Source organism: Rhodococcus sp. R1101, from assembly GCF_000278445.1.
Classification (GTDB): Bacteria; Actinomycetota; Actinomycetes; order Mycobacteriales; family Mycobacteriaceae; genus Rhodococcus; species Rhodococcus gordoniae.
Map to the genome: position 1 here is coordinate 1 of NZ_AJVB01000204.1, position 6,568 is coordinate 6,568.

7 protein-coding genes are annotated in these 6,568 nt (G+C 65.5%); all 7 read left to right on the top strand.

Features of this window, described 5'->3' with window-relative positions; all coding sequences use genetic code 11:
- A partial coding sequence (locus R1101_RS0113605) for a TRAP transporter large permease (protein ID WP_016933964.1) occupies positions 1-1,148 on the top strand: 1,148 nt, incomplete at its 5' end.
- A gap of 207 nt (positions 1,149-1,355) precedes the next feature.
- A complete protein-coding gene (locus tag R1101_RS26710; protein ID WP_016933965.1) occupies positions 1,356-3,716 on the top strand; it encodes a CaiB/BaiF CoA transferase family protein in 2,361 nt (786 codons plus the stop codon).
- Between the two features lie 67 nt (positions 3,717-3,783).
- Positions 3,784-4,569 (top strand): SDR family NAD(P)-dependent oxidoreductase, encoded by a 786-nt coding sequence (locus R1101_RS0113615; RefSeq protein WP_016933966.1) that lies wholly within the window; start codon positions 3,784-3,786, stop codon positions 4,567-4,569.
- Positions 4,570-4,638: 69 nt separating this feature from the next.
- Complete coding sequence (locus tag R1101_RS0113620; protein WP_016933967.1) at positions 4,639-5,604, top strand: NADPH:quinone oxidoreductase family protein; 966 nt, start codon at positions 4,639-4,641, stop codon at positions 5,602-5,604.
- 118 nt (positions 5,605-5,722) lie between these two features.
- Positions 5,723-5,872 (top strand): hypothetical protein, encoded by a 150-nt coding sequence (locus tag R1101_RS29615; protein WP_016933968.1) that lies wholly within the window; start codon positions 5,723-5,725, stop codon positions 5,870-5,872.
- A 43-nt stretch (positions 5,873-5,915) separates the two neighbouring features.
- Positions 5,916-6,056, top strand: coding sequence for a hypothetical protein (locus R1101_RS30230; protein ID WP_016933969.1), 141 nt, complete (start codon positions 5,916-5,918; stop codon positions 6,054-6,056).
- An 85-nt stretch (positions 6,057-6,141) separates the two neighbouring features.
- Positions 6,142-6,568: CoA transferase (locus R1101_RS0113635; RefSeq protein ID WP_037223347.1), on the top strand; the 427-nt coding region annotated here is incomplete at its 3' end.

Below are 6,568 nucleotides of genomic sequence, written 5' to 3' on the forward strand. Positions count from 1 at the left end.
TGGGTCTGCTGTTGTGGCGTTCCGGAATGACCGACACGCTCTACACCGCTGCGCGTCAGTGGCTGGGCTGGCTTCCGGGGGGATTGGCCGTCGGTACCAACATTGCCGGTTCCGGGCTTGCGGCGGTCAGCGGATCGACCACCGGTACCACCTACGCGCTCGGGCGTATCGGGATCCCCGAAATGCTCAAAGCAGGCTACGATCGGCGCCTCGCCGTCGGTGCGGTTCTGGTCGCGGGTCTGCCGGGGCAGCTGATTCCGCCGAGCATCCTCCTGGTCCTGTACGCAGGCATCGCCGAGGTTCCCGTCGGCAAGGCCCTTCTCGCGGGCATCGGACCGGGCATCCTGGTCTCGATCATGTTCTCGATCGCGATCATCCTGATCGCCGTGTTCGCCAAAGACGTTGCAGGGACTAAGGAAATCCGCGTCGCAGCCGCCGATGTCTCGTGGGGTATGCGGTTGAAGAGTCTCGCAGCGGTGTGGCCGATTCCTGTTCTGGTGCTGGTCATCATCGGCGGCATGTTCTCGGGTGTCTTCACCGCAACGGAAGCGGGCGCGGTCGCGGCGCTGTGTTCGGTCGGCATCGTGTTGATCTGGAAGCGTAAGACCGGCGGTGCCGGGCGCGCCCTTCTGGACGGCTCCATCGGCACTGTATCGACGGTCGGTGCTGTCTTCCTGCTGCTCGTCGGCGTCGAAGCGCTCTCTCGGATGATGACGCTGACCGGAATCAGCAACGGGTTCGCGGATCTCATCACGTCGATGGATCTCGGACGTATCGAGTTTCTGCTCCTGATGATGGTGGTCTACCTGTTGCTCGGGGCGTTCATGGATCCGCTCCCGATGATGGTGCTCACCGTCCCCATCCTGATTCCGACGCTAGAAAGCCTGGACATCTCGCTACTGTGGTTCGGTGCCTTCGTGGTGTTCATGGGGGAACTCGCGATTCTGTCGCCCCCGGTCGGTATTCTCGCGATGATCGTCCATTCGATCGTCAAGGACCCACAGGTGAACCTGGGTAAGAACATTCCGCTCAAGGATGTGTTCGTCGCTGCGGCATGGTTCCTGCCGGTGGCGATCGTGGTGGTGCTGATCCTGATCTTCTTCCCGGAGATCTCGACGTTCCTGCCGGACAGGGCCAGCGGAGGGTAGGAGTTCGGACAGGCGCCCGGACCCGCTGCGTCGGAAGTGATGCGATGCAGCGGGCCCTTGCGCGTTTTCGGAGGAAAGTCGTTAGCAAGGCTGGCTATCGTTCCATTCGGGAACTATCTTGAAATGCAGTGCATCACAGCGAATTACAGCGTCTTTTTCCAAAGTCTGTGTATCGAGATCGATTCGTTCCATGAAAGGAAGATCGGCATGGGTGGTCCCCTCCAAGGTTTGGTGGTCGTCGACGCGAGTTGGGGGATGCCGTCGGCCGTCGCAACGATGCTCCTGTCCGACTACGGAGCCACCGTCATCAAGGTCGAGCGTCCCGGTTCGGGCGGCAACTCCGACCTCCGCAAGCTCCTCGACCGCGGAAAGTGGAGCGTCGAACTGGATCTCACGACCGATGAAGGTCGCGAGTCGCTTTTCGCTCTGCTCGGGAACGCCGACGTATTCGTCGAATCCTTCGGTGCCGGTCGCGCCGACGCGATGGGCATCGGCTTCGATATCGTCGGTGCCCGCTACCCGGAACTGATCTACACGTCCGTCACCGGATACGGCGATGTCGGACCGCTGGCCGAACGTCCCGGATACGAGGCACTTCTCAACGCTCGCCTCGGCCAGACCGCCGAACAGCGCGGCCACCGCGACGGTCCGATCTTCATGGGCCACCCCACCGTCTCGTACGGCACGGCCTTCATGGCCACCATCGGAATTCTCTCGGCACTGCGGGCGCGGATGCGCACCGGCCGGGGCCAGCACGTGGATACCTCGCTGCTGGACGGAATGCTGACGATCTCCTCGATGAGCTGGTGGTGGAACGAGAAGGACATCTCCTACCTCGCGCGCAGCGGACCACACGCGGGCTTCGGTCGCACCCGGCTGATCACCGATCCGTTCCGCTGTGCCGACGGCGAATGGATCGTCCCCCACACCGGCGGCCCCGGTGCGTACAAGAGGCTCATGGACCTCCTCGGCTTCGGCGACATCACCCCGTCGATCGACGGGCCGGAGATGTCGGTTCCGCTCAGCGACGAGGAATACGAGATCGCGCGGGTCCGCGCGCCGGAGGTGTTCGCGACGAAACCCCGCGCGGAATGGCTCGATCTCCTGCACGCGGCCGACATCGCAGCCCTGCCGGTTCTACGGCCCGAGCAGACCCTCGACGATCCCCAGGTCACTCACGCCGATCTGGTCGTCGACCTCGAGGACGAGGACTACGGAACGGTGCGTGCGATCGGCCCCGTCATCCGCTTCGAGAAGACGCCGCCGGCCACACCGACACGCGCCCCGAAGCCCGGTGAGCACCGGGAGGCCGCGGCCTCGGTCCGCCGGGACGACCGCTGGACGGGAGCCGGAACCGGAGCTGTCCTCGGGTCTGCGCTGAACGGAATCCGCATCGTCGATTTCAGCTCCTTCTTCGCGACCGGATTCGGCGCGCGTCTGCTGTGCGATCAGGGTGCCGACGTCATCAAGGTCGAACCCCTCGTCGGCGACCAGATGAGGCCGCTCGGAGACCTCTACGAAGCGTCGCAGCGCGGCAAGCGCAACATCTCCATCGACCTGAGAACCCCGGAAGGCCAGGAGGTCGCGCGTCGGCTGGTCGCCGAGGCCGACGTCGTCATGGTCAACTACCGGCCGGGCAAGGCCGAGAAGATCGGCCTCGGTTACGAGCAGCTGAAGCAGATCAATCCCGACCTGATCTACGCGTATCTGCCCGGTTTCGGTTCGACCGGGCCGAAGTCGACGCTCAAGAGCTTTGCGCCGTTGCAATCGGCCCTGGTCGGTTTGCCGTTCATCGGTGCCGGTGAAGGAAACGAACCGATCCGCCGAGTCCTCGGCAATGAGGACCTCTACAACGGATTCCTCGGTGCGACAGCCGTTCTCCTCGCTTTGGCCCACCGCGAGGCGACTGGCGAAGGCCAGTACGTCGAGAGCCCCCAGCTGCATTCGAGTCTGTTCGTCCGCAGTGAGTTCGGCGTGGCGGCCGACGGCACTCCCGTCCGGGGACACACGCTCGACGCCGATCAGATGGGTGTGTCGCCGCTGTACCGCTTCTACCGGACGGCCGGCGACGGGTGGGTGATCATCGCCGTGCAGGGGCAGTGGAAGTTCGACGCGCTCGCCCGCGCACTCGATGCACCCGAACTCACCGTCGATCCGCGGTTCGCGACCGAGGCCGCCCGCACCGCGCACGCCGGCGAACTCGCCGGCGTGCTCGAGGAACGTTTCGCACGGATGTCCGCGCAGGAGGCCTTCCGGAGGCTCGACGACGCGGGTGTGCCGGTGGAGATTCCGTTCGAGCATCCGCTCATGCCCGAGATCCTCTGGGAAGAGTGGGCGGCGGAATCGGGCCGGGTCGTCGAACACCATCATCCGGAATACGGCTGGTGCCGCGAGGTCGCCGTCACGGTGCGGTTGTCGGACACCCCGGTGCGGTTCCGCGGACCGAGCGCGAGCCTCGGACAGCACACGCGGGAGATCCTCACCGAACTCGGCTACGACGAGGCCACGATCGACCAGATGGAAACCGGGGTGTGCCGGACCGCGATGCCGGTGTCGAGCGCTACCTGAACCTCGGATGAGAAGAACGTTTCGACGCGGCGCCGCCCGGCGCCCGGTGCACAGAACAGGAGTGGAAATGTCGGGAGCAGGACGCCTGGCGGGGAAGACGGCCATCGTGACGGGAGGCGGTTCGGGTCTCGGCCGTGCCAGTGCCCTCCGGTTCGCGGAGGAAGGTGCTCGGGTGCTGGTGGCCGACCTGGATCGCATCGCTGCGCACGACTCCGTCGACGAGATCACCGCGAAGGGAGGGCAGGCGCTCGCGCTCGGCGTCGACGTCACGTCTGCGTCCGAGTGCGATGCGATGGTGGCGCGGGCGATCGAGGAATTCGGGCACGTCGACGTGATGTTCTCGAATGCCGGTATCACGGGTAACGGGTCGGCCGCCGAGATTACCGAAGAGCACTGGGATCGCGTCATCGCGGTCAATCTGAAGAGCGTGTGGCTGTGCGCCCGCGCGGTGCTGCCGCACATGATCGAGCGGGGCGGCGGTTCGATCATCAACCAGGCCAGCATGGCGGCGCTGATCGGTATCGACGGCATCTTCCCGTACACCGCCGCGAAGGGTGGGGTGACGGCGATGACCAAACAGATGGCCGTGGCGTACGGGCCGGACAACATCCGCGTCAACGCTATCTGCCCGGGTACGATCCCCGGCCCGTTCGTGTACCAGTCCCGCACCGAACGCGAGGGCGCGCCCGAGGATCACGAGGCGAAGAACCGCGAAGTGGCGCAGCGGTTTCCGCTGAAACGCCTTGGAAATCCTGAGGACATCGCCAATATGGCGGTCTATCTGGCCAGTGACGAATCGAACTGGACGACGGGTGGCATCTTCGCCGTCGACGGTGGCCGCAGCGCAATGTGAGCACTTCCCCCGGTGGTCCCGAACCTCTCTGCAGGTTCGGGACCGCTGTCGTATTCGAGAGGAGAGTCGATGAAGGCTGTCGTGGTGTCCGAAACGAACGGGCCCGAGGGTATGGAGTTGCGTGAGGTTCCCGAGCCCGACCATTCGGGGAAGGTTCTGATCGATGTGGCCGCGACGGGGGTGTCGTTCCCGGACCTGCTGATGACGCGAGGTGAGTACCAGCTGCGCCCGAAACTGCCGTTCGTCTCCGGTGCGGAGGTCGCCGGGACCGTCCTGGCGGCTCCGAGCGGAGCGGCGTGTGCGGTGGGGGACCGGGTGATGGCCGTGACCACTCTGGGCGGCTTCGCGGAACGGGTGGCGATCGATCCGTCACGGGTATTGCCGCTGCCGCCCGAGCTGTCGTTCGCCGAGGGGGCGGCCATGGTCATGAACTACCTGACGGCGGAGTTCGCGCTGTCCACCCGCGCGGTCCTGCGGGCGGGGGAGACGGTCGTGGTGCTCGGTGCCGGCGGAGGAATCGGGGCCGCTGCCATCCAGATCGCTCGCAGTGGGGGTGCGCGCGTGATCGCCGTCGTCCGTCGCGCCGGCATGGAGCAGCACCTGCACACACTGGGCGCCGATCACGTGGTGGCGCTCGGCGAGGGATGGACACATCGGGTGGCCGAGTGTGCTGGCGGGGTCGGTGTGGATGTCGTCGTCGACCCTGTAGGCGGCCCGGTGTTCGACGAGGCGCTTCGGGTGCTCTCCCCCGGCGGCCGGTTTCTGGTGATCGGGTTCGCAGCGGGGAGCATCCCGACGGTGAAGGTGAACCGTCTGCTGCTGCGCAACATCTCAGTGGCGGGCGTGGCATTCGGCGCGTGGGTCGGCGGACGTCCGGATGAACTGCACCGACTGAACGATTCCCTTCGGGAGCATGTGCGGCGAGGGTTGCGCCCGAGCGTGGGGGAGAGTTACGAGCTGGCCGAGGTTCCGGCTGCGCTGTCTGCGCTGGCAGAGGGACGTGTACGTGGGAAGGCGGTCGTGGTCCAGAAATAGATACGCGGAAAACCCTTGTCTGAATCTATGAACATCATTATAGTGAACTATATAACGTTCAGCCCGAAGAGCGGCAATCGCTCACATTCCGGGCTCGCCACACCTCGAAGGAGCGGACATGAGTTCCGACGTCACCGAAGGCACCGAAGCTGCAACCGGAAACCGGCTGCGCTGCAACACCTGTGGATCGGAAGCCATCATCACCCGAGCTGGGGGATCGGCCCTGACCTGCTGCGGCGTCCCCCTCGAGATCACCTTCGGCGGATGACGGCCGACCGGCACACCACCCCACCATCACTTCAGGAGTCCACATGAACCAGGTCGGCAAGCGTTACACGTGCACCACCTGCGACACCCAGATCATCTGCGTGAAGAAGGGCGAGGGGCAGTTCACCTGTCACGGTGCCCCCATGGAACTCGTCACGGCGAAGCCGCTGCCTTCGTCCGACTGACATGTGACCGGCTCGCCCGAGCCGAACCGCCGTACCGAGACAGAGCTGCGCACGGCGCGGCACCGTGCGACAGAAGGAGCGTGCAATGGCTGGTCCACTCGACGGACTCGTAGTGATCGACGCGAGCTGGGGCATGCCCACCGCCATCTCCACCATGATGCTGGCGGACTACGGCGCGCGCGTCGTCAAGATCGAACGCCCCGGCGGCGGACCCGATGCCGGATCCAACGCCCGTAAGGCGACCGACCGCGGCAAGTGGAGTGTCGAGGCCGACGTCCGCACCGACGAGGGACGCGCGATCGTCCGGGGTCTACTGGCCGGTGCCGACGTGTTCGTGGAGTCGTGCGGCGCGGGGCGGGCAGAGACCCTCGGTCTCGGTTACGACGAACTCCACGATGAATTTCCCGAGCTGGTCTACGTTTCGGTGACCGGGTACGGCACCACCGGCCCCCACGCGTCGCGGCCGGGATACGAGGCTCTCCTCAATGCCCGTCTCGGACAGATGGCCGAGC

Coding starts and splice junctions, on each gene's coding strand:
- R1101_RS30230 (WP_016933969.1), top strand. CDS start 5,916: ATGAACCAGGTCGGCAAGCGTTACACGTGCACCACCTGCGACACCCAG.
- R1101_RS0113620 (WP_016933967.1), top strand. CDS start 4,639: ATGAAGGCTGTCGTGGTGTCCGAAACGAACGGGCCCGAGGGTATGGAG.
- R1101_RS0113615 (WP_016933966.1), top strand. CDS start 3,784: ATGTCGGGAGCAGGACGCCTGGCGGGGAAGACGGCCATCGTGACGGGA.
- R1101_RS29615 (WP_016933968.1), top strand. CDS start 5,723: ATGAGTTCCGACGTCACCGAAGGCACCGAAGCTGCAACCGGAAACCGG.
- R1101_RS26710 (WP_016933965.1), top strand. CDS start 1,356: ATGGGTGGTCCCCTCCAAGGTTTGGTGGTCGTCGACGCGAGTTGGGGG.